We start from the raw sequence: 20,345 nt of genomic DNA on the forward strand, positions 1-20,345 counted from the left end.
GCACAGGAACACCGAGGCAGGAACACGGAGCACGGAGAAGGGGCACGTATGACCACGCGCCGCAGGATCGCGCCGGAGGAACTGGACGGCCTCGACCTGGCCGATCCGAAACTGCACGCCGAGGCCGATCTCACCGGCGTGTGGCGCCACTTGAGGGAGCACGAGCCGCTGCGGTGGAACCCGGCGGCCGGCGCTGCGCCCGGCTTCTGGGTGGTGTCCCGGCACGCGGACGTGACGTCCGTGTACCGGGACAGCGCCCGGTTCACCTCGCAGGGCGGCAATGTGCTGGAGACGCTCCTCGCGGGCGGCGACTCGGCGGCCGGGCGGATGCTCGCCATCACCGACGGCCCGCGCCACGCCGACCTGCGCAAGGTGCTGCTGCGGGCCTTCTCGCCGAAGGCGCTCGCCCCGATCGTGGACAGCGTGCGCCGCACCGTGGACCGGCTGCTGCGGCAGGCCCTGGAGCGGGGCGGCTGCGACTTCGCCGCCGACGTGGCCGCGGGCATCCCGCTGGGCGCGATCTGCGACCTGCTCGGGGTGCCCGACCGAGACCGGGACCACGTCCTGAGCCTCACCTCGTCGGCGCTGGGTTCGGAGCACGCGGACGCCACGGCGGCCGACGCCTGGATCGCCAAGAACGAGATCCTGCTCTACTTCGCCGACCTGGCCCGCGAACGCCGGGGCACCGGCCACTCCGACGTCATCGGTCTGCTGACGACGAGCCAGGTGGACGGCGCCCTGCTGGACGACGACGAGATCATGCTGAACTGCTACAGCCTGATCCTCGGCGGCGACGAGACCGCACGGCTGTCCATGATCGGAGCCGTGCTGGCGCTGCTGGAGCACCCGGACCAGTGGCGCGCGCTCAAGGACGGCGACGCGGGCCTCGACCGGGCGGTGGAGGAGATGCTGCGCTGGACCACGCCCGCGCTGCACTCCGGGCGCACCGCCACCGCCGACACGGAGATCGCCGGCCTCCCCGTCCGCGCGGGCGACATCGTCACCGTCTGGAACGCCTCCGCCAACCGCGACGAGCTGGTCTTCGACACCCCGGACGCACTGGACCTGAACCGCTCCCCCAACAAGCACCTCACGTTCGCCTACGGCCCGCACTTCTGCCTGGGCGCCTTCCTCGCCCGCGCCGAGATCGCCGCCGTCCTCTCCGGGCTGCGCGAACTCGTCACGGAGTTGGAGCGGACCGGCCCTGTCCGGCCGATCTACTCCAACTTCCTCAACGGCCTGAGCAGCCTGCCGCTGGAACTGCGCTGAGTCAGGCCGCGACGAGGGCGGGTGACGCCGCCGCCGGTTCCTCGGCCTCGGCCAGCAGGGCCATGAGCGTCGCCCGGGCACGGGCCACCCGGGAGCGGACCGTGCCGACCGGGCAGTCGCTCAGCGCGGCGGCCTCCGCGTAGGGCAGACCGAGCAGCTGGGTGAGGACGAACGCCTCGCGCCGCTCCTCAGGCAGTCCGTCCAGCAGCTCGAGCAGTGCCACGCCGTCGTCGAAGCCGGGCAGACCGCGCGGCTGGGCGAGCTCGACCGCCAGTTCCCAGTCCTGCAGATCGGCCGGGCGGGGGCGCACGGCGGAGTACCGGAGGCTGTCCGCCACCGCACGCCGGGCGATGGCCAGCAGCCAGACACGTGCCGAGGAACGGCCCTCGAACCGGTGCAGACTGCCGAGCGCCCGCAGGAACGTGTCCTGCGCCAGATCGTCCACGGCCTGCGGATCCGCGCACAGATGGGCGACGTAGCGGATGACGTCACGGTGCAGGGCGCGCACGAAGTGGTCGACGGCCGCGGAGTCGCCGCCGCGCGCGGCCAGCGCCCAGGCGGTTATCGACTCGTCGGACGACGGATTTCTCTCGTGCGAAAGGGGCAGGGCAGGAGTGATCACCTGGTGTCCTTCTCGGAATCCCGGGACCACGCGAACACGCGTGCGACCCGGTGAGCGGGGATACGGCCGCGTCCGTACGGCGTGACGTACGGACAGCGGGACCGAGACCGGGGCACGCGGAATGCCGCCCCGGGAGCGCCGGCTGCCGTCAGGCGGCAGCGGCCCCCGCGGGCGGTCCTCGAGAGGTGATCGCGTGGACGAGAAGGAGAAGGCGCGGCGCGCGGTCCGAGGGCCGGCGCCGGACACGCACGGGTGGGGGCGGCGGCGTGGGCAGGGCGAACAGGAGCCGCAGCGGCGCGGCCAGCCTGCTCCCCACGGCGCGCAGCAGACGGAAGACGGCCCGCTCGCCGTGGCCCAGCCACAGTCCGCACAGCAGCGCGGCCAGCAGGTGGGCGGCGAGCATGCCGAGGGACGAGTCACCGCCCGGGACATGTCCCGTATGCCCCATGTGATGAGACATGGAGCCCATGTCATGCCCCATGGATCCCATGCCATGGCTCATGGCTCCCATGCCATGCCCCGTGGAGGCCATGTCCATGGAGTCCGTGCCACCCGCCGCCCCGGCGGCCGGTGACGGTACGAGCGAGAACACCGAGTGCAGTCCGGTCTGGACGACCACGGCGACGGCGACGACCAGCCGGAGCCCGCGCTCGCGGCCCGCCAAGCACCAACCCGCGACACCCGTCACGGCCCAGCCGGCCAACAGCGTCGACAGGGGGACGTGGTCGCCGGACATCATGACGTGCCCCAGGGCGGCGAGCACGACACAGACGGCCGCGAACACCGCGGCCCGTGTCGTGCGAGCACACCACCCAGCTGTCATGGCGCCTCATCTTCGCATCCGGCCCCGCTCCTGCACCCATGGGTACGGACATCCCCCCGTTCCGGCACTCAATCGGCGACATGTGATCCAGGCCACTTTCCAGGAATCGATGCCTCCGGCCGGGCCACGGCAGAATCCCCGGCGTGGACATCACCGCGCAGGAACTCAACCGGGCGACCCTCGGCCGTCAGTTGCTGCTGGGCAGGGAGGTGATGGAGGCCGGGGAGGCCGTGCGGCGTGTGGTGGCGCTCCAGGCGCAGCATGCCGCTTCGCCGTATGTGGCGCTGTGGAACCGGCTGGCCGGCTTCTCCCCGGCCGGGCTGGACGACGCCTTCGCGCGGCGCGACGTGGTCAAGGCGACCCTGATGCGCATCACGCTGCACGCGGTCCACGCGGACGACTACCAGGTGTTCCGTGAGGCGACGCAGCAGATGCTGTACGCCTCACGGCTGGGCCACCGCTTCGCCGCCGCGGGGCTCACACCGGCCGACGGCGAGGCGCTCGTCCCGGAGCTGCTGGACTTCGCCGACCGGCCGCGGACGGCCGCGGAGCTCCAGGCGTGGCTGGAGGAACGGGTCGGCGCGGACAAGAAGGCCGGCGCGTGGTGGGGGCTCAAGGGGTACGCGCCCCTGCTCCACCTCCCGACCGGCGGGCCCTGGTCGTTCGGCACCCGGGCGTCGTTCGCCGCGGCGCGGACCGGCCCCGTGCCGACGGGCCGGGAGTCGGCGGCGGACGCACTCGGGCAGCTCGTGCTGCGCTATCTGCGGGGCTTCGGGCCGGCCTCGGTGGCGGACGTGGCCCAGTTCGCCATGCTGCCGCGGCAGCCGATACGGCAGACGCTGCTCGCCCTGTCCGGCGCGGTGGAGCAACTGCGCGGACCGGACGGGACGGTCCTGTACGACGTACCGGACGCCCCGCGCCCACCGGCGGACACTCCGGCGCCGCCGCGCCTCATGGCCATGTGGGACAGCGTCCTGCTGGCCCACGCCGACCGCAGCCGCGTGATCCCCCCGGACTACCGCCGCCTGGTGATCCGCGTGAACGGTGACGTACTGCCCACCCTGCTGGTCGACGGCCGGGTCGCCGGCGTGTGGCGCGCGATCGACGGCGGCATCGAGGCCACGGCGTTCCACGACCTGCCGCCCACCACATGGGACGGCCTCGCGGAGGAAGCCGCCTCACTGACACGTCTGCTGACCGACCGCGACACCGAGCCCTACCGCCGCTACCACCACTGGTGGCCGAAACTCCCCGCCGGACACGTACGACTGCTCAAGGCCGGTTGACTCCCCTGCCCCGCACCCCACGACGGCGGCGCGGTCGGCTCCCGCGGGCCCAGAGCCCCATGGCGGCACCCGGCGACCCTGGCGGGGCGCCCAGACCCGCGATGACCAGAAGGGGGAGCAACCCGCTCATGGCGTCTCCTCAGGCCGCCGGGGCCTGATGTGCACCACTCCGGCATCGAGGTCCACGCGGAACGGATCCCCTTCCGCCGGTCTCACGTTCTTGCGCACCCTCTCCTGCTCCATGGCCCGCCTGGCCGCCTGCGCCGCGGGGTCTCCCTCTTGCAGGAAGTCGGCCCCTATGGCCGACAGGCCCTTTCGCTTGCGCCAGTAGATCCAGCCCCGGGCCTCCACCCACAACAGCGCGCGATCGGCGAGGAAAAGGGCCGACGCGGTCCCCAGTATTCCGACGGTGACCTGCCACACGGTATGCGTCATGCGGGGGCAACGGCCCGTTGCGTCGCGTGGTTCCCTTGCGTCGCACCACCGGTGACATCGAGTCAGTGGTGTCCGTGGACGACGGCATGGCCCTTGCCCCGGCCGATCATCCACTTGTTGACCGGTGCCGTGATCAGGAAGGCCACCGCGAAACCGCCCAGCAGCGCGGACCAGAACAGTCCGTCCGTGAGATGGGCCTCCAACGCGCCCGGGGTGAGCGCGATGATCGCGTTGTCGACGAGTTCCATCACCGCGATCGAGACCGTGTCCGCGGCCAGCGCGACCCTGATCGCGGCCTTGAGGCCGAGGCCGGCCCGCAGGACCGCGAACAGGGTGAACGAGTAGCCGAAGAGGAAGGCGAGCCCGATCGCCAGCACCATGGTGGGCACATCGCCCCACCCGAGCGCGGTGCCGATCACCATGCCGAGGATCTCGCCGATCGCACAGCCCGTCAGACAGTGCAGTGTCGCCTTCACGGCGGTCGCCCAGGACGCCGTCCCGCGCGGGTGCCCTTCGGGGTGGTGCGGGGTGTGGTCCATGACGTGCCAGTATGCGGCAGCCGCGTGCTCCCCCCGTGATCGATCCGCATACAGTGTCGGATCATGACGACACAGGCGACCCGGTCGGCACAGGCGTATCTCTCCGAGTTGTTCTCCCTGGACGGCCGCGTCGCGGTGGTCACCGGCGGGAGTTCCGGCATCGGTCGCGCCATCACCGGGGCACTCGCTCGCGCCGGCGCGAGCGTGGTGGTCGTGGCCCGCGGGGAGGCCGGGCTCACCGCGACGGTCGAGGAGCTGACGGCTCAGGGCTGCCGCGCCGCGTGGGTCAGCGCCGACCTGAGCACGCGTGAGGGTGTGCGGATGGCCGCCGAGCGGGCGGTCGAGGCGTTCGGGGAGCCCGACATTCTCGTCAACAGCGCCGGGATCAATCTGCGTCCGCCGATGGACGAACTCACCGAGGACGTCTGGGACCTCACGATGGCCGTCAACCTGGAGGCGCCCTTCCTGCTGGGGCAGCGCTTCGGCCCGGGCATGGCGGAGCGCGGGTTCGGGCGCATCCTGCACATCAGCTCGCAGCAGGCGCACCGGGCGTTCGTGCAGAGCGGCGCGTACGGCGCCTCGAAGGGCGGCCTTGAGTCGCTGGCACGTTCCCAGGCCGAGGCATGGTCACCGCGCGGCGTCACCTGCAACGTCCTGGTGCCGGGCTTCGTCATGACAGCCCTCAACAAGCGCCTGTCGTCGGACCCGGAGAAGGTGGCCGCCCTCGCCGACCGCACGCTGATCGGGCGGAACGGCCTGGCCGAGGACTTCGCGGGCGCGGCCGTCTTCCTGGCGAGCCCGGCGTCCGCCTACGTCACCGGGCAGTCGGTCTACGTCGACGGCGGTATGTCCGTCCACTGACGCGGCAACCCGCTCAGACGGCCGGGCCGTTCCGCCACACGAAGACCTCCGTGCTCGGTGCCCGTTCGGAGAACCGGCCCGAGGGCGAGGCCTCGCGCAGCAGCAGCCGCAGGTCCGCCTCGAAGTCGTCCCGGCGCCCTTCGAAGAGATGCGGAGCCGAGAACGACATGGAGAACACCCAGGCGACGACATCGTCGAAGCTCCGCACCAGCAACTGCCCGCCGGGCACCACGAGACGCCGGGGACCGGAGAAGCCCGCCCGGACGAAGACCTCGTCCTCCCCACCCGGTGTCCCCTGCGCCAGCACCCCGCGGCCCGCTCGTCGCACGGGCCCCAGGTACCGCTTCACCAGTGCGTCCACCCCCGCGTAGGGGATCGCGGGGTGGGGCATGCCGTCGACGGTCCGGGGCTCCGTCTTCAGGTCCGCGATGTGCACCAGCGCCCCGCCGGGCAGGAGCATGTCCCGGACGGTCGCGGCCACCAGGTCGCGGTCCATCCAGTGGAAGGACTGGCCGAAGGTGGCGACGGCGAACGTGCCGAGCCCGAGCCCCGCGGGCAGGGCCTCGGCCCGCGCCCGCACCCACCGGGTCCTGGCGCCCACTCCCCGGTCGGCGGCCCCGCGCCGGGCCTCGGCGATCATCCCGCTGTCGGGGTCCACCCCGACGATTTCGCCGAACAGATGCGCGAGACTCAGGGCGATGGTCCCGGGCCCGCAGCCCACGTCGAGGAGACGCCCCTCCCCGTCGAGCGGAAGTTCCTCCGCGAGCGCGTCCGCCAGCCCGGCGGCGTACGGCAGCCGTCCGCGCTCGTAGTACGCGGCGGTCCCCGAGAACAACGTGTCGTCCCACTCCCAGCCGACCACCACGCCCGCCACCACCCTCACCGCACCGAACTCCGCGACCACCCGACCGGCCGACAACCCCGATGATTCCACGGCCGACCGGAGGTCCCCCGTCGGAGAGCGGCCGACGGGCGCTTGTCAGTGCCCGGTGTCACGCTGGGCACACAGGACCTGCGGAAGGGAAGCATCGCCATGATCACCACCGAGTTCGCCCCCGGTTCCCCCTGTTGGCTCGACCTCGGCGCTCCGGACGTCCGGACCGCCGCTGCCTTCTACGGCGCCGTGCTCGGGTGGGACTTCGAGTCCATGGGCGAGAGCGAGGACTTCGAGGGCGGGATGTTCCGGAAGGACGGCAAGATCGTCGCCGGGCTCGGCAAGCTGACCGAGGAGGGCGCGCGCTCGGCCTGGATGCTCTACTTCAGCGTCGCCGACGCCGACGCCACGACGAAGGCCGTGGAGCAGTCGGGCGGCAGTGTGCGCGTCGCGCCGATGGACCTCGAGGAATGGGGCCGGATGGCGCAGTACACCGACCCGCAGGGAGGACAGTTCGCCGTCTGGCAGCCGGGGACGACCAAGGGCCTCGATCTGGTCGACGAGCCGGGCTCGCTGTCCTGGACCGAGCTGTACACGAGCGACGCGGCGGCCGCGAAGGAGTTCTACGGCGGACTCTTCGACTGGCGGTTCAGTGACATGCCGCTGCCGGGTGATGGGGGTACGTACACCCTCATCACCCCCGCCGGACTGCCCGAGGAGCGGATGCACGGCGGTCTCATGGAGGTCGGCAGGACGGACCTGTCACTGGCGAACGGGCGGCCGTACTGGCACCCGGTCTTCGCCGTCGACGACTGCGACGCCGCGGTGGCCAAGGTCAGGGAGAACGGCGGCAGCGTACAGATGGGCCCCGAGGACGCTGAGGGCGTCGGCCGTCTGGCCGTCTGCCTCGACCCGGCGAACGCGGACTTCGTGGTGCTCACCCCGGCCCAGGGCTGAACCGCCCCGCCGCCCGGTGAGCGGGTGCCGGGGGCGGCCCTGGTGCCGGGGGCGGAGTCACCACCAGCGATGGATGTCCCCGGCGATCCGCCGCTTCCCGAGCGGCTGTACCTCGCGGGCGTTGCCCTCGGGGAAGAGGCTCCGGTAGTGCTCCAGCGCGGCGGCGGACGCCTGGACCGGATGGGTCAGGACGGTCCAGCGCACGCCGGTGGTGTAGGGGCAGGTCGTGGTGGAGCCGAGGTAGCGGTACGACTCGGTGCAGGGCGGCAGCAGGGTGTCGATCGCCACGTCCGGGACGTCCCAGGGGTCTTCGCTCCGGAGGGCGGACTCCAGCAGCCGGTCCAGGGAGCGGTTGGCGTCGCCCGGGTGGATGAACACGGCGAGCACCGCGTACTCCTTCGCACCGGCCGCGGTCCCGGCCCCGGCACCGTCCTCGTCCCTCTCCCCGTCCTCGTCCCTCTCCCCGATCGTCCGTGCGTACTTCAGGTGCTGTTCCACCGGGAAGGCCACCCCGCCGACGGTGTGCTCGGACGGCGTGTGCCAGTGGATGTCCTCCAGGTGGTAGGTGGCGTCGCCGACGCTCATCAGGCAGTCCTGCCCGCGCGGCGGCTCGGCCTTCACCGATCCCTCCTCGGCCCGGGCGCAGTCGGGCCGGTGCCGCTTCGGACGCTCGAAGCGCAGACGCATGGTGAGCCGGGCCGGATGGCGCAGGCGCAGGGGTGGCAGGGCCGAGACGTCGATGGCCTGCGGACGGATGTCGACCGGGCTCTGGGACTGCAGCGCGGTGCCGACGGTGGAGTGGGCGGGAGCGGTCAGGGACACGGGTGATCACTTTCGGTCGACGGGCGGACGGCCGTGCAACGACGACCGCATCCTTTTCCCTCGGCGACGCCCGGGACGCGCGAGGTCACCCGGACTGCTGAACACCCCGGATCGCGGCCTTGACGCGTTACGGTCGCGACATGAACCAAGGTCCCGAAGCGGCGGCTCAGGAACCCGGCGAGGACACCGTCCGCGCGTTCACCGATCTGGCGCGGGACTGGGCGGCGGCGATCGTCGCCAACGACCCCGTACGCATCGCGGGCTTCATGGCGGACGAGTGGGTGATCGTCTCCGAGTCGGGGATCGATCCGAAGGAGAGGTTCCTCTCCGTCGTCCGGTCCGGGGAGCTCACCCACTCCGCGATGGGCCTCAGGACCCGGCCCAGGGTCCGCGTCTACGGCGACACGGCGGTGGTCACCGGACGGGTCACCAACACGGCCCACTACCGGGGAGAGCGCTACGACGCCGACGAGTGGACGACGGACGTGTTCGTGAAGCGGGACGGGCGCTGGCAGTGCGTGCTGAGCCAGATCACATCCGCGGCCCCCGGCACCACAGCTGCGGCCGCCGGCATCACATCCGCGGCCCCCGAATGAGCGTTCATGTGATTTGCATATGATGCGCAAATGCATGACTACAGCATCAGGGAAGCCACGCCTGCGGACATCGACGGGGCGCGGGTGGTGATGCTGGACGCCGTGTACCGCGACTTCGACACCGGCTATGTGCCGCGCTGGCACGCCGACATCATCGACCCGGTGCCCTTCTACGTCGAACCGCCGCGGCACACCCTCCTGGTGGCCGTGGACGAGCGGGACGGGACGGTGGCGGCCACCGGGGCGCTGGACGCGCGCGGGCCGGCGCATCCGCCGAACCCGCGCTGGCTCGCCGAGCGGTACCCCTCGGGCGAGACCGCACAACTGCGGCGGCTGTACGTCAGCCCCGCGCACCGGCGGCGCGGACTGGCCCGGAGGCTGGTGGCGGGCCTGGTCGACTTCGCCCGGGCCGACGGAGGTTACCGGTCCGTCTATCTGCACACATTTCCGCACTCGCCCGGCGCGATGGGCCTGTGGCGGACCCTGGGCAAGGTGGTGTGCGACGAGCGGGAGGAAGTGCCCGGCGGCGGCAGCGGCGTGGTGCACTTCGAGATTCCCTTCGCCTGAGCACCACGGGAACGACACTGAACACCTCGCACTCACCCCTGACCAAGGGCCTCACCGCCCTGCGCGCCCTCGCACGGGGCGGCGCCCCGACACTGCTGTGGCGGGCCGTGCTCATGGCCGCCCTGGTGGGCGCGATCGGCCTGCTGCCCTGGCTGTCACGCACCGACCCGGCCCTGACGGTGCTCAAGGCCCGCTCGGCCGACCGCGACCCGACGCCCGAGACACTGCGCGCCATCCGCGACCAACTCGGCCTGGACGACGGCCCGCTGATGCTGCTGGGCCGCTGGCTGGGCGGGCTGCCGCACGGGGACGCGGGCACGTCATGGGTGTCCGGCGGCCAGGTGCTGCCCGGTGTCGTACAGTCGCTCGGCGCCTCGCTGCTGCTGATGTCCGGGGCTCTCGTCGTCGCGGCGGGCACGGTCGCGGCCGTGTGCGCCCGCACACTCCGGCTCGGCTCGCGGGGGCGGCTCGCCGCACGCCGCCCCGGCGGCACGGCCTCGGCCGTACTGGCCGCGCTGCCCGAGTTCCTCGTCGCCTCCGTGCTGGCCTCGGTGATCGGCGTCCAACTGGGCTGGCTGCCCGCTCTCGGCTGGTACGGGCCGCAGTGGATGGTGCTGCCGTCGCTGGCCCTCGGTCTGCCCGCCGGGGCGATCCTCGGACGGATGCTGGACGACCTGCTGCCCGGCGCCTTCGCCGAGCCGTGGGCGCTGGCCGCCGCGGCACGCGGTGTCCCGCCGAAGTCCGTGGCACGGCAGGCGGTGCGCCGCTGCGTGCCCGGGCTGCTGCCCAATCTGGGCCTGTTCGTGGTCGGCCTGACCGGCGGCTCGGTCGCCGTCGAGCAGATCTTCGACATCCCGGGCCTGGGCCGGCTCACCCTCCAGGCCGCCCTCGCCCAGGACCTGCCGGTCCTGCAGACCGGCACCCTCGCCCTCGTCCTGGTCGCGGCCGTCGCCGGGGCCCTCGCCCGGCTGTCGGCCCGGCTGCTCATCGGTCCCGCGCTGCGCGACGGCGCGCTGCACTCCCTGCACCGCGCCGGCCCGTCCGAGCGCCGCGCCCTGCCCTTGCTCTACGGGGCGCTGCTCGCCGCCGTCATCGGGTTCGGGCTGCCCCGCGACGCGCTCGCCCTGGACACCCTCGCCCGGCTGCGGGCCCCCTCCCTGGCACACCCGTTCGGGACGGACGCGCTCGGCCGGGACGTCCTCGCCCGGGTCTCCCACGGCGCTCTGACGACCCTCGGCATCGCCCTCGCGGTGAGCGCAGCCGCCCTCGTCGTGGGACTGCTGCTGGGGCTGCTGCCGAGACTGTCCGGGCCGCTGGTCGACACCGTCAGCGCCGTGCCCCCCGTCCTGGCGGGACTTCTCGTCGCCGGTGTCGCGGGGAGCGGGCCCTGGACGCCCGCGTTCGCCGTGGGCATCGTGGCCTGGTCCCCGCTGGCCGCCCACACCTCCTCGCTGCTGCGGCAGGAGCGCGCCACCACACACCTGGCCGCGACCCGCGCGCTGGGCGCCGGCCGCTGGTATCTGCTCTGGCACGAGATGCTGCCCGCCGTGCTGTCGCCGGTGGCCAAGCACGCCCTGCTCCGGCTGCCCGGCATCGCGCTGAGCCTCGCCGCGCTCGGCTTCCTCGGCCTGGGCGCCCAGCCGCCGTCCCCCGAGTGGGGCCTGCTGCTCGCCGAGAACCAGCCGTACGCCGAACGCGCCCCGTGGGCCGTCCTCTTCCCCGCCGCCGTACTCGCCCTGCTGGGGGCGCTCGCGGTGACAGCCGCAGGCGGCGTACGGCTGCCCGGGCGGCGCAGGCGGCCCGAGGGCCCGGCCGGGCCGTCCGGGGAGCGGGCCCTGCCCCCGCAGCGGAACAGTCCTGACGCCCCCCTGGCCCCCGTGTCCACCTCTGTGTCCACCTCACCGGCGGAAGAACGATGACCGACCCCGTCTCCCGCGTGCCGGCCCGCCGGTCCGCCCGTGCGCCCAAGACCCCGCGCGAGAGCACCTGGCGGCTCTGGAAGGAGCTGACGCCGCTGCTGCGGCTGCTGATCCTGACCCAGCTCGCCTTCAACGTGGGTTTCTACGCCGTACTGCCGTTCCTCGCCGAGCACCTCGGCACCGCGATCGGCATGGCGGGCTGGCTGGTCGGCTTCGTGCTCGGGCTGCGCACCTTCAGCCAGCAGGGCCTGTTCGTGGTCGGCGGCTGGCTCGTCGACCGGTTCGGGGTGCGGCCGGTCGTGCTGGCCGGCTGTGTGCTGCGGATCGCGGGGTTCGCGTGGCTCGGGTACGCGGAGGCGAGCGGGGCCGTGATCGGCGCCGTGTTGGTGATCGGTTTCGCCGCCGCGCTGTTCTCGCCCGCCGTGGAGTCCGAGGTGGCCCGCCAGGCGGTGGTCTGGGAGGAGGAGGGACGCGGCTCGCGCACCCGGCTCCTGGCCCTGTTCAGCGTCGCGGGCCAGGCCGGGGCCTTCGTCGGGCCGCTGCTCGGCGCGTTGCTGCTCGCCGTCGACTTCCGCACCGCGTGCCTCGCCGGTGCGGCGGTCTTCGTGCTGGTCCTGGCCGGGCATCTGTGGCTGATGCCGCAGCACATCCCGGGCCGGGTCCGTATCCGGGAGCGGGGCGGGGCGCGCGTGCTGCTGCGCAACCGCCGCTTCCTGGCCCTGTGCGGGGCGTACGGCTCGTACCTGCTCGCCTACAACCAGCTGTATCTGGCCCTGCCGGACGAGGTGCAGCGCGCGGCGGGCTCCCAGGCGCCGCTGTCCTGGCTGTTCGCCCTGTCCTCGGTGCTGGTGGTCTTCACTCAGCTGCCGGTGACCCGCTGGGCGGGCGACCGGCTGGACCTGCGCCGCTCCATGACAGCCGGACTGCTGCTGATCGCGGCCGGTTTCACGGTGGTGGCCGCGGCGCGCCCCGTCGGCTGGACGGGTGCCGCCGGGCTGCTGCCCGCCGCGGGTTTCGTCGTACTGCTCACCGTGGGCCAGATGCTGGTGGTGCCCGCCGCCCGCGCCTGGGTGCCCGACCTCGCCGAGGAGGGCCGGATCGGCCTCTACATGGGCGCGCTGTCCTCCGTCTCCGGCCTGATCGTCCTGGCCGGCAGCGCGGCCACCGGCTCCCTGCTCGACCTCGGCCTCCCGCCCGCCGTACCCTGGCTGGTTCTCGCGGCCGTCCCGGCCCTGACGGTGGCTCTGCTGCCGCGCCGGGAGGAGCGGCCGGAGGAGACGGACGAGACTGCCTGACCCGGCACGCACAGGCACCAGAAGACGACCCCCGGCGCCCCGAGGCTCGCGCAGGACACCCCCGGCAACCGCGCGCACCGCACCGTCACCCCGCCGGGTGACTCCTCCGCTCCTGGATTTCCGGGACCGTACCGTCTCTCTCCCCCGCTGCGGAGATCATGGGTCACGCGGCGCCAGTATCCTGGGTCGGCTGCGACGTTCCCCACCAACCCCCGCGTCAAAACGGGGAGTTCGGCATGCGGCGACGTACCTTCCCCCCTGCATGAGACGAGGACGAGTGCTGCTAGCGGGCCGCTACCGGCTGGATGTTGAGATCGGGCGCGGTGGAATGGGAGAGGTCTGGCGCGCGTACGACGAGACGCTCGCCAGAGCGGTGGCCGTCAAGCTGCTGCTGCCCCAGGACACCGATGTCACGGCGGCCTCCCGGTTCCGTCTGGAGGCCCAGACCGCCGGGCGTCTCAACCACCCCCATCTGGTCGGTGTCCTGGACTTCGGCGAGTACGACAACCGGCTGTACCTGGTGATGGAACTGGTCGAGGGCGACAGCCTCGCCGGGGTGCTGGCCGCCTCCGGCGCGCTGCCCGCCGAGCGGGTGGCCGATCTCGCCGCACAGGCCGCCGCAGGGCTCGCCGCCGCGCACGCGCAGGGCATCGTCCACCGTGACATCAAGCCCGCCAACCTCCTGCTGGACACCCACGGCACCTTGAAAATCGGCGACTTCGGCATCGCCCGCTTCCTGGACGACCCCGGCGCCGCGCTCACCGCTACCGGCCAGATCGTCGGCACCGGCCTCTACCTCGCACCCGAACGCGCCCTGGGCCAGCCCGCCGGTCCCGCCTCCGACATGTACTCCCTGGGGTGTCTGCTCTACCAGCTCCTCAGCGGACGGCCACCGTTCCAGGCGGACACCGCCGTCGCGCTCCTGCACCAGCACCTCGACTCCGCGCCCGTACCGCCCCGCGAGCTCGGTGTCGCCGGACTCCCGCCGGCCTTCGAGAACTACCTGCTCGGCCTGCTCGCCAAGCAGCCCGAGGACCGGCCCACCGCACAGCAGACCGCCGAGTGGTTCGCCGGTGGCGCCTGGCGAGGGCGGCCCGAGCCGCTGCCGGAGGCCGCGCCCCCGGTGACGTCCGCCACGCCCGGGCCGTATCCAGCCACCGAGACCCGCAACCCGGCCACCTACGCGCTGCCCGGCGCCCCCGGGCTGCGCACCGGCCGCACACCCCAGGCCGGCCGTTCGCGTCGCGCCGCACCCCGGGGCGGCGACGACAACCGGCGCAGAGCGGCCGCGACGGTCGCCGCGGCGACACTCTTCGCCGCCGCGATGCTCGCCGGCATGCTGTGGTTCTCGCCCGACGACACCGCGACGGAGGGCACGGAACCCGACGCGTCCCCGTCCGCGAGCAGCCCGGCCGCCACACCGTCCGCGGACTCCGCCTCGCCCCTCTCCTCAGCTCCGGCGGAGGACACGGATCCGGCCGCCACCGCGCCGGCCGCCGGCACAGTGGCCGATATCACCCCGTCCACCACCGCGTCTCCTCCCCCGACCCCCGTCGAAGTGAAGCCCAGCCCCACGACTCCGGCGCAGGAGACGGCCGCCCCACCGCGAAAGGCGGACAAACCCCAGCAGGAGAAGCCCCGTCAGACCTGGGAGGACGGGGACGACGATGACGCCGGGGGCGACGACTGAGCGGCCCTGCGCCGGTGTGCGAGCGGACGCCCCCTCGCGCGCCCCCTCGGGTGGCTTGTCATCGTCCTTATCTCGGCATTACTGTCACCACGCCTTGGTGAACGGGAAATCCGGTGTGATGCCGGTGCGGCCCTCGCCACTGTGAATCGGGAAGTCCGGCTCCAGCCCACACGGGCAGCCACTGGGTCCTAGGGCTCTGGCGCCACATTCCCGCCCTCCGGGCGGACGACGGGAATGTGGCGCCAGAGCCCTTGCCCCGGGAAGGCGGAGCACGGGCGGTGGTACCCGTCAGCCAGGAGACCGGCCAAGGCACGTCAACCATCCACGAGGTGCTGGAGAGGGTCTGCTGAGCCATGCACATAGCCGAGGGTTTTCTGCCACCCGCACACGCGGTCGCCTGGGGCGTCGCGTCGGCCCCGTTCGTCGTCCACGGAGTCCGGTCGCTCACCCGTGAGGTGCGCGAGCACCCCGAGAGCACCCTGCTCCTCGGTGCCTCCGGTGCCTTCACGTTCGTTCTGTCCGCCCTGAAACTGCCGTCGGTCACCGGCAGTTGCTCCCACCCCACCGGAACGGGTCTGGGAGCCATCCTTTTCCGGCCACCCATCATGGCGGTGCTGGGCACCATCACCCTGCTCTTCCAGGCGCTGCTGCTCGCCCACGGCGGTCTGACCACGCTGGGCGCCAACGTCTTCTCCATGGCGATCGTCGGGCCCTGGGCCGGATACGCCGTGTACAAGCTGCTGCGGCGGTACGACGTGCCGCTGATGGTCGCGGTCTTCTTCGGGGCGTTCTTCGCCGACCTGTCCACGTACTGCGTCACCAGCGTGCAGCTGGCACTGGCCTTCCCCGACCCGGGCAGCGGGTTCGTGGGCGCGCTCGGCAAGTTCGGCACCATCTTCGCCGTCACCCAGATCCCGCTCGCGGTGAGCGAGGGGCTGCTGACGGTGCTCGTGATGCGGCTGCTGGTGCAGTCCAGCAAGGGCGAACTGACCCGGCTGGGTGTGCTCCTCGCCAAGAAGCAGTCCGTGACCGAGACCGAGGCGGCGGCCCGATGAAGAAGAACACGAAGATCAACCTCCTGCTGCTGCTCGCGGTGGCCGCGCTCGCCGTACTGCCGCTCGCGCTCGGCCTCGGCGACCACAAGGAGGAGCCGTTCGCGGGCGCCGACGCCCAGGCGGAGACGGCGATCACCGAGATCGACCCGGACTACGAGCCCTGGTTCTCGCCGCTGTACGAGCCGCCGTCGGGTGAGATCGAGTCGGCGCTGTTCGCCCTCCAGGCGGCGATCGGCGCCGGTGTCCTCGCCTACTACTTCGGTCTGCGCCGGGGCCGGCGCCAGGGTGAGCAGCAGGCTCGGGAGCGGGACGCCGAGGAGCCGGCGGCCGAGAGGGCCTGAGCCGCGTGCTGCCGATCGACGCGGCGGCGCACAGCAGTCGCTGGCGCCGCCGCCATCCCGTGGACAAGGCCGTGCTCGGTCTCGGACTCACCGTGCTGGCCATCTCCCTGCCGCCCTGGCCGGGCGCGGCTCTCGTGCTCGTGACGGCCGTGTCCCTGCTGCTGGGGCCGGCCGGGGTGCCCGGCCGGCGGCTGTGGCGGGCCTACCGCGTGCCGCTGGGCTTCTGCGTGACCGGCGCTCTCACGCTGCTCGTCCAGGTCGGCGGGCCGGGGGGCTTCGTCTCCTTCGCGGACGACGGGCCGCTGCGGGCCGGGGAGTTGCTGCTGCGCACCTCGGCGGCCTCCCTGGGGGTGCTGCTGTTCGCCTTCACCACGCCCATGTCCGACCTGCTGCCCCGCCTGGTCCGGGCGGGCGTCCCGGCGCCGGTCGTCGATGTCGCGCTCGTGACGTACCGCATGAGCTTTCTGCTGCTGGACTCCGTGCGCCGGATCCGCGACGCGCAGGCCGCCCGGCTCGGGCACACCACGCGGGCCGCCGCCTGGCGTTCGCTGGGCGGACTCGGCGCCACCGCGTTCGTCCGGGCCTTCGACCGGGCGGCCCGTCTCCAGGCCGGCCTCGCGGGGCGCGGCTACGACGGGACCCTGCGGGTCCTGGTGCCCGAGGCCCGCGTCTCCGTCCGCTTCACGGCCGCCAGCTGCGCGCTCCTCGCGGCGCTGGCCGTCCTCACCTTCGTACTGGAAAGGCCGCCGGCATGAGCGAGCCCGCCCTCGTCGCCCTGCGGGGCGCGTCCTTCGCCTACGAGGACGGCCCGGCCGTGCTCAGCGGCCTCGACTTCGACATCCGCGAGGGGCGGGCCCTCGCGCTGCTCGGCCGCAACGGCAGCGGCAAGACCACCCTGATGCGGCTGCTCAGCGGCGGGCTGCGGCCGCACGAGGGGCGGTTGACGGTCGACGGGCAGCCGGTGACGTACGACCGCAAGGGCCTGACCCGGCTGCGGACGACCGTCCAGCTGGTGGTGCAGGACCCGGACGACCAGTTGTTCGCGGCGTCCGTGGAGCAGGACGTGTCGTTCGGGCCGCTCAACCTCGGGCTGTCCGACACGGAGGTACGGGCGCGGGTGGCGGAGGCACTCGCCGCCCTGGACATCAGCGGCCTGGCCGACCGGCCCACCCATCTGCTCTCCTACGGGCAGCGCAAGCGGACCGCGATCGCCGGCGCGGTCGCCATGCGGCCCCGGGTCCTGGTCCTCGACGAGCCGACGGCCGGGCTCGACCCCGACGGCCAGGAACGGCTCCTCAGCACGCTCGACGGGCTGCGTGCGAACGGCACCACGGTGGTGATGGCCACCCACGACGTCGATCTCGCCCTGCGCTGGGCCGACCACGCGGCGCTCCTCACCCCGGACGGTGTGCACCTCGCTCCCGCGCCGACGGCACTGGCCCGGACCGATCTCCTCCGGCAGGCGGGGCTGCGGTTGCCGTGGGGCGCCGCCGCCGCGGACCTCCTGCGCGCGCAGGGGCTGTTGACCGGGTCGGCGCCCGGCCCGCGCACTCCCGAGGAGCTGGCCGCGCTGGCGGCGGGGCGGCCGGTGAGCGGCGGCTGAGGGTCGCTTCAGCGGCCTTGTCGTGTATAGGCTGGCGGTGCAGCTGGTTCGCCCCGTCCGCCAGGCGGGATGCGTCGCAAGAGGGAACCCGGTGGGAATCCGGGACTGCCCCGCAGCGGTGAGCGGGAACGACCGCCGTCATACGCACTGGGCCCACGAAGGGCCCGGGAAGCGACGGCCAGTAGGTGTTCTCACATGGTGAGACGTGCCCGCGAGTCCGAAGACCTGCCAACTGCCCGCGTGCGGACGATACGTGCGCGGACATTCCGGTGACCTCGAGGGCGGGTCGGCGTACCTACCAGGCGGACGACCGCGCTGTGCCGCGCGAGGTCGTCTCCGTCCGGTTCGTCACCCCTTCGCGCTCTCGTCCCGTCGCCGGGATCTCAGGGATTCGTCTCGCGAAGGAGATCTCCGTGACCACCAAGCCCGCAGCCGCGGCAGCACGGTCCACCGTGTACGGCTACCCCCGCCAGGGACAGAACCGGGAACTGAAGAAGGCGATCGAGGGCTACTGGAAGGGCCGCGTCACCGCAGACGCCCTCCGGGCCACCGCCACCGAACTCCGCGCCACGAACTGGCGGCAGCTGGCCGACGCCGGCATCGACGAGGTCCCGACGGGCGACTTCTCGTTCTACGACCACGTCCTGGACACCACCGTCATGGTCGGCGCGATCCCCGGCCGCCACCGGGACGCCGTCGAGGCGGACGCCCTGGACGGCTACTTCGCCATGGCGCGTGGCACGCAGGACGTGGCGCCGCTGGAGATGACGAAGTGGTTCGACACGAACTACCACTATCTGGTGCCCGAGCTGGGTCCGGACACGGTCTTCACCGCCGACTCGGCGAAGCAGGTCGCCGAGCTGCGCGAGGCGCTGGCGCTCGGCCACACCGCGCGTCCCGTCCTCGTCGGCCCTGTCACGTATCTGCTCCTGGCCAAGCCCGCCCCGGGGGTGCCAGCGGACTTCGAGCCGCTCACGCTCCTGGACCGGCTGCTGCCCGTGTACGCCGAGGTCCTCGCCGACCTGCGCGCGGCGGGCGCCGAGTGGGTCCAGCTGGACGAGCCTGCCCTGGTCCAGGACCGGACCCCGGCCGAGCTGAACGCCGCCGAGCGTGCCTATCGCGACCTCGGAGCCCTCACCGACCGGTCGAAGCTGCTGGTCGCCTCGTACTTCGACCGGCTCGGGAACGCCCTGCCGGTGCTGGCGAAGGCGCCGGTCGAGGGGCTCGCGCTGGACTTCACGGAGTCGGCGGCGGCCAACCTGGACGATCTGGCCGCGGTGGGCGGTCTGCCGGGCAAGCGGCTGGTCGCCGGTGTCGTCGACGGGCGCAACATCTGGATCAACGACCTGGCGGCCTCGCTCTCCCGGCTCGGCACGCTCCTGGGCCTCGCCGACCGGGTGGACGTCTCGGCCTCCTGCTCCCTGCTGCATGTGCCGCTGGACACGGCGGCGGAGCGGGACATCGAGCCGCAGGTGCTGCGCTGGCTCGCCTTCGCGCGGCAGAAGACCGCCGAGATCGTGACCCTCGCGCGCGGTCTCGCGCAGGGCACGGACACGATCGGCGCGCAGCTCGCCGCGAACCGGGCGGACCTGTCCTCCCGGGCCAACTCCCCGATCACCCGTGACCCGGCCGTCCGCGCCCGCACGGCCGCGGTGTCCGATGCGGACGCCCGCCGCTCGCTGCCGTACGACGAGCGGACCGCCGCGCAGCGCGCCCGGCTCGGTCTGCCCCTGCTGCCGACCACCACGATCGGCTCCTTCCCGCAGACCGGTGAGGTGCGTACCGCCCGGGCGGACCTGCGCGCGGGCCGGATCGACACGGCCGGTTACGAGGAGCGCATCAAGGCCGAGATCCAGGAGGTGATCTCCTTCCAGGAGAAGGCCGGTCTGGATGTCCTGGTGCACGGCGAGGCCGAACGCAACGACATGGTCCAGTACTTCGCGGAGCAGCTCACCGGCTACCTCGCCACGCAGCACGGCTGGGTCCAGTCCTACGGCACCCGCTACGTCCGCCCGCCGATCCTGGCCGGCGACATCTCGCGGCCCGAGCCGATGACCGTGCGCTGGACGAGGTACGCGCAGTCCCTCACGGACCGTCCGGTCAAGGGCATGCTCACCGGCCCGGTCACCATGCTCGCCTGGTCCTTCGTCCGCGACGACCAGCCGCGTGCCGAGACGGCCCGTCAGGTCGCTCTCGCCCTGCGCGAGGAGGTGAGGGACCTGGAGGAGGCAGGGACGTCGGTCATCCAGGTCGACGAGCCCGCCCTGCGCGAGACGCTGCCGCTGCGTGCCGCCGACCGGCCGGCGTATCTGGCGTGGGCCACGGAGGCCTTCCGGCTCAGCACGGCCGGCGTGCGGCCGGACACACAGATCCACACCCACATGTGCTACGCCGAGTTCGGCGACATCGTGCAGGCCATCGACGACCTCGACGCGGACGTCATCAGCCTGGAGGCCGCCCGCTCCCATATGCAGGTCGCCCGCGAACTCGCCTCGCACGGCTATCCGCGAGAGGCGGGGCCGGGTGTCTACGACATCCACTCCCCGCGCGTTCCCGGTGCGCAGGAGGCGGCCGACCTGCTGCGCACCGGCCTGAAGGCCATCCCCGCCGAACGGCTGTGGGTCAACCCCGACTGCGGCCTGAAGACCCGCGGCTGGCCCGAGACCCGCGCGTCCCTGGAGAACCTGGTGACAGCGGCCCGGAGCGTCCGGGCCGAGCTGGCCGGGGAGCGGCCCGGACTCGCCTGACGCTCTGGGCCGGGGGCGGGCTGGCATGGCCCGCCTCCGGTGGG

20 protein-coding genes and 2 riboswitches are annotated in these 20,345 nt (G+C 73.0%); of the genes, 14 read left to right on the forward strand and 6 right to left on the reverse strand.

Going from position 1 to position 20,345, the window contains the following annotated elements:
• The first annotated feature begins 48 nt into the window (after window positions 1-48).
• Window positions 49-1,269 (forward strand): cytochrome P450, encoded by a 1,221-nt coding sequence (locus ACIBK5_RS25385; protein WP_399022739.1) that lies wholly within the window; start codon window positions 49-51, stop codon window positions 1,267-1,269.
• 1 nt (window position 1,270) lies between these two features.
• Here ACIBK5_RS25385 and ACIBK5_RS25390 read toward each other — a convergent pair whose 3' ends face one another.
• The gene (locus ACIBK5_RS25390; protein ID WP_399022741.1) at window positions 1,271-1,891 is read right to left on the reverse strand and encodes a sigma-70 family RNA polymerase sigma factor; all 621 of its coding nucleotides are present in this window, start codon (window positions 1,889-1,891) and stop codon (window positions 1,271-1,273) included.
• A 148-nt stretch (window positions 1,892-2,039) separates the two neighbouring features.
• Window positions 2,040-2,714, reverse strand: a complete 675-nt coding sequence (locus tag ACIBK5_RS25395) for a hypothetical protein (RefSeq protein ID WP_399022743.1) — start codon at window positions 2,712-2,714, stop codon at window positions 2,040-2,042.
• A gap of 143 nt (window positions 2,715-2,857) precedes the next feature.
• Between ACIBK5_RS25395 and ACIBK5_RS25400 the strand changes: the two genes are divergently transcribed.
• The gene (locus ACIBK5_RS25400) at window positions 2,858-4,000 is read left to right on the forward strand and encodes a winged helix DNA-binding domain-containing protein (protein ID WP_399022745.1); all 1,143 of its coding nucleotides are present in this window, start codon (window positions 2,858-2,860) and stop codon (window positions 3,998-4,000) included.
• Between the two features lie 126 nt (window positions 4,001-4,126).
• Here ACIBK5_RS25400 and ACIBK5_RS25405 read toward each other — a convergent pair whose 3' ends face one another.
• The gene (locus tag ACIBK5_RS25405; RefSeq protein ID WP_399022747.1) at window positions 4,127-4,435 is read right to left on the reverse strand and encodes a hypothetical protein; all 309 of its coding nucleotides are present in this window, start codon (window positions 4,433-4,435) and stop codon (window positions 4,127-4,129) included.
• A gap of 62 nt (window positions 4,436-4,497) precedes the next feature.
• Window positions 4,498-4,974: a DUF4396 domain-containing protein gene (locus ACIBK5_RS25410; RefSeq protein WP_399022749.1), complete on the reverse strand. Its 477-nt coding sequence runs from the start codon at window positions 4,972-4,974 to the stop codon at window positions 4,498-4,500.
• Between the two features lie 63 nt (window positions 4,975-5,037).
• On the opposite strand from ACIBK5_RS25410, the gene ACIBK5_RS25415 reads away from it, so the two are divergent.
• A complete protein-coding gene (locus ACIBK5_RS25415) occupies window positions 5,038-5,835 on the forward strand; it encodes an SDR family NAD(P)-dependent oxidoreductase (RefSeq protein WP_399022751.1) in 798 nt (265 codons plus the stop codon).
• 13 nt (window positions 5,836-5,848) lie between these two features.
• Here ACIBK5_RS25415 and ACIBK5_RS25420 read toward each other — a convergent pair whose 3' ends face one another.
• The gene (locus tag ACIBK5_RS25420; RefSeq protein ID WP_399023067.1) at window positions 5,849-6,700 is read right to left on the reverse strand and encodes a class I SAM-dependent methyltransferase; all 852 of its coding nucleotides are present in this window, start codon (window positions 6,698-6,700) and stop codon (window positions 5,849-5,851) included.
• A 168-nt stretch (window positions 6,701-6,868) separates the two neighbouring features.
• On the opposite strand from ACIBK5_RS25420, the gene ACIBK5_RS25425 reads away from it, so the two are divergent.
• Window positions 6,869-7,666, forward strand: coding sequence for a VOC family protein (locus tag ACIBK5_RS25425; RefSeq protein WP_399022753.1), 798 nt, complete (start codon window positions 6,869-6,871; stop codon window positions 7,664-7,666).
• Window positions 7,667-7,723: 57 nt separating this feature from the next.
• Here ACIBK5_RS25425 and ACIBK5_RS25430 read toward each other — a convergent pair whose 3' ends face one another.
• Window positions 7,724-8,488, reverse strand: a complete 765-nt coding sequence (locus ACIBK5_RS25430) for a carbonic anhydrase family protein (RefSeq protein ID WP_399022755.1) — start codon at window positions 8,486-8,488, stop codon at window positions 7,724-7,726.
• A gap of 140 nt (window positions 8,489-8,628) precedes the next feature.
• Between ACIBK5_RS25430 and ACIBK5_RS25435 the strand changes: the two genes are divergently transcribed.
• From ACIBK5_RS25435 to metE, 10 genes are all read left to right on the forward strand, one after another.
• Window positions 8,629-9,084 (forward strand): nuclear transport factor 2 family protein, encoded by a 456-nt coding sequence (locus ACIBK5_RS25435; RefSeq protein ID WP_399022756.1) that lies wholly within the window; start codon window positions 8,629-8,631, stop codon window positions 9,082-9,084.
• 30 nt (window positions 9,085-9,114) lie between these two features.
• The gene (locus tag ACIBK5_RS25440) at window positions 9,115-9,651 is read left to right on the forward strand and encodes a GNAT family N-acetyltransferase (RefSeq protein ID WP_399022758.1); all 537 of its coding nucleotides are present in this window, start codon (window positions 9,115-9,117) and stop codon (window positions 9,649-9,651) included.
• Between the two features lie 113 nt (window positions 9,652-9,764).
• A complete protein-coding gene (locus ACIBK5_RS25445) occupies window positions 9,765-11,570 on the forward strand; it encodes an ABC transporter permease subunit (RefSeq protein WP_399022760.1) in 1,806 nt (601 codons plus the stop codon).
• The gene (locus ACIBK5_RS25450; RefSeq protein ID WP_399022762.1) at window positions 11,567-12,865 is read left to right on the forward strand and encodes an MDR family MFS transporter; all 1,299 of its coding nucleotides are present in this window, start codon (window positions 11,567-11,569) and stop codon (window positions 12,863-12,865) included. The genes ACIBK5_RS25445 and ACIBK5_RS25450 overlap by 4 nt, the downstream gene beginning before the upstream one ends.
• Window positions 12,866-13,127: 262 nt before the next feature.
• On the forward strand, window positions 13,128-14,555 hold the full coding sequence (locus ACIBK5_RS25455; RefSeq protein WP_399022763.1) for a serine/threonine-protein kinase: 1,428 nt from the start codon (window positions 13,128-13,130) through the stop codon (window positions 14,553-14,555).
• A gap of 56 nt (window positions 14,556-14,611) precedes the next feature.
• Window positions 14,612-14,879: riboswitch (cobalamin riboswitch) on the forward strand.
• Window positions 14,880-14,908: 29 nt separating this feature from the next.
• A complete protein-coding gene (locus ACIBK5_RS25460; protein WP_193481353.1) occupies window positions 14,909-15,610 on the forward strand; it encodes an energy-coupling factor ABC transporter permease in 702 nt (233 codons plus the stop codon).
• A complete protein-coding gene (locus ACIBK5_RS25465) occupies window positions 15,607-15,951 on the forward strand; it encodes an energy-coupling factor ABC transporter substrate-binding protein (protein ID WP_399022766.1) in 345 nt (114 codons plus the stop codon). The genes ACIBK5_RS25460 and ACIBK5_RS25465 overlap by 4 nt, the downstream gene beginning before the upstream one ends.
• A 5-nt stretch (window positions 15,952-15,956) precedes the next feature.
• Entirely contained in the window at window positions 15,957-16,706 is a 750-nt protein-coding gene (gene cbiQ / locus ACIBK5_RS25470) for a cobalt ECF transporter T component CbiQ (RefSeq protein WP_399022768.1), read from the forward strand.
• Window positions 16,703-17,554, forward strand: a complete 852-nt coding sequence (locus ACIBK5_RS25475; protein WP_399022770.1) for an energy-coupling factor ABC transporter ATP-binding protein — start codon at window positions 16,703-16,705, stop codon at window positions 17,552-17,554. The genes cbiQ and ACIBK5_RS25475 overlap by 4 nt, the downstream gene beginning before the upstream one ends.
• A gap of 27 nt (window positions 17,555-17,581) precedes the next feature.
• Window positions 17,582-17,802: riboswitch (cobalamin riboswitch) on the forward strand.
• A gap of 165 nt (window positions 17,803-17,967) precedes the next feature.
• The gene (gene metE, locus ACIBK5_RS25480) at window positions 17,968-20,301 is read left to right on the forward strand and encodes a 5-methyltetrahydropteroyltriglutamate--homocysteine S-methyltransferase (protein WP_399022772.1); all 2,334 of its coding nucleotides are present in this window, start codon (window positions 17,968-17,970) and stop codon (window positions 20,299-20,301) included.
• The last annotated feature ends 44 nt before the right edge of the window (window positions 20,302-20,345 follow it).

This window comes from Streptomyces sp. NPDC050546, from assembly GCF_044457425.1.
Taxonomy (GTDB): domain Bacteria; phylum Actinomycetota; class Actinomycetes; order Streptomycetales; family Streptomycetaceae; genus Streptomyces.

What these genes read in the sequence shown, in the direction of transcription:
- ACIBK5_RS25385 (WP_399022739.1), top strand. Translation starts at nt 49, where the DNA reads ATGACCACGCGCCGCAGGATCGCGCCGGAGGAACTGGACGGCCTCGAC.
- ACIBK5_RS25395 (WP_399022743.1), bottom strand. Translation starts at nt 2,714, where the DNA reads ATGACAGCTGGGTGGTGTGCTCGCACGACACGGGCCGCGGTGTTCGCG.
- ACIBK5_RS25405 (WP_399022747.1), bottom strand. Translation starts at nt 4,435, where the DNA reads ATGACGCATACCGTGTGGCAGGTCACCGTCGGAATACTGGGGACCGCG.
- ACIBK5_RS25410 (WP_399022749.1), bottom strand. Translation starts at nt 4,974, where the DNA reads ATGGACCACACCCCGCACCACCCCGAAGGGCACCCGCGCGGGACGGCG.
- ACIBK5_RS25415 (WP_399022751.1), top strand. Translation starts at nt 5,038, where the DNA reads ATGACGACACAGGCGACCCGGTCGGCACAGGCGTATCTCTCCGAGTTG.
- ACIBK5_RS25425 (WP_399022753.1), top strand. Translation starts at nt 6,869, where the DNA reads ATGATCACCACCGAGTTCGCCCCCGGTTCCCCCTGTTGGCTCGACCTC.
- ACIBK5_RS25435 (WP_399022756.1), top strand. Translation starts at nt 8,629, where the DNA reads ATGAACCAAGGTCCCGAAGCGGCGGCTCAGGAACCCGGCGAGGACACC.
- ACIBK5_RS25440 (WP_399022758.1), top strand. Translation starts at nt 9,115, where the DNA reads ATGCATGACTACAGCATCAGGGAAGCCACGCCTGCGGACATCGACGGG.
- ACIBK5_RS25445 (WP_399022760.1), top strand. Translation starts at nt 9,765, where the DNA reads ATGGCCGCCCTGGTGGGCGCGATCGGCCTGCTGCCCTGGCTGTCACGC.
- ACIBK5_RS25450 (WP_399022762.1), top strand. Translation starts at nt 11,567, where the DNA reads ATGACCGACCCCGTCTCCCGCGTGCCGGCCCGCCGGTCCGCCCGTGCG.
- ACIBK5_RS25455 (WP_399022763.1), top strand. Translation starts at nt 13,128, where the DNA reads ATGAGACGAGGACGAGTGCTGCTAGCGGGCCGCTACCGGCTGGATGTT.
- ACIBK5_RS25460 (WP_193481353.1), top strand. Translation starts at nt 14,909, where the DNA reads ATGCACATAGCCGAGGGTTTTCTGCCACCCGCACACGCGGTCGCCTGG.
- ACIBK5_RS25465 (WP_399022766.1), top strand. Translation starts at nt 15,607, where the DNA reads ATGAAGAAGAACACGAAGATCAACCTCCTGCTGCTGCTCGCGGTGGCC.
- ACIBK5_RS25475 (WP_399022770.1), top strand. Translation starts at nt 16,703, where the DNA reads ATGAGCGAGCCCGCCCTCGTCGCCCTGCGGGGCGCGTCCTTCGCCTAC.